The sequence below is a fragment of the Mesorhizobium sp. M4B.F.Ca.ET.089.01.1.1 genome, from assembly GCF_004022605.1.
Classification (GTDB): domain Bacteria; phylum Pseudomonadota; class Alphaproteobacteria; order Rhizobiales; family Rhizobiaceae; genus Mesorhizobium; species Mesorhizobium abyssinicae.
Genome location: NZ_RZOS01001166.1, coordinates 1 through 636, shown reverse-complemented (window position 1 = coordinate 636; position 636 = coordinate 1). Strand labels below are relative to the sequence as shown.

General features: G+C 57.1%; 1 protein-coding gene. It reads right to left on the bottom strand.

All coding sequences use genetic code 11. From position 1 onward, the window contains the following. On the bottom strand, positions 1 to 636 hold a 636-nt coding region (locus EN780_RS36610), incomplete at both ends, for a type IV secretory system conjugative DNA transfer family protein (protein WP_148674718.1).

Below are 636 nucleotides of genomic sequence, written 5' to 3'. Positions count from 1 at the left end.
GAATGGCTGTGTCTCGAAAAAGCGCAGCTTGTCGCCAAGGATCGGGCGTTGGCCTTCAACAAGCAGCACCATCTTGCTCTCCGGCATCTGCCGGATTTCCTGCGGCATCATCAGGTCACGCTCGCGAATCTGTTCGACCTTCGTGCGCCTTGGTAGGCCGAAGAGCTCGATCGTGCGGGATTCCGACTGGTAGCGGATGGTCCGCTTGCCGAGCGCACGCGATGCATAGTCGGCGGTCGCCTGATCATTCGCGCCTAGAATGAGCTGACAACCACAATTGCCGAGCAGCGAATGCCGGGAGGTTTCGCCGTAAATCTCGTCGAGATTCTTCAAGTCCTGGATGATGATGGCGAGCTTGATGTTATACCCTGCCACATAGGGCAGCTTGGTCATGATCTCGTCCATCTTCTTCAACTGCCGAAATTCGTCGAGCAGGAAGTAGACCGGCAGCGAGTTCGGATCGTGCTCGAGAGTAAGAATGTTCATTGTCTGTTGCACGAACAGCGTCAGGAGCGGCTTGAGCAGCGTGATATCCGTGATGTTGGGCGCGAGGTAGACGGAGATCGGCCGCCGCTTCATCGCGCGGAGATCCATATCGGTGACGTTCGTCGCGGCGACGACACGCTCGTTCTTGAA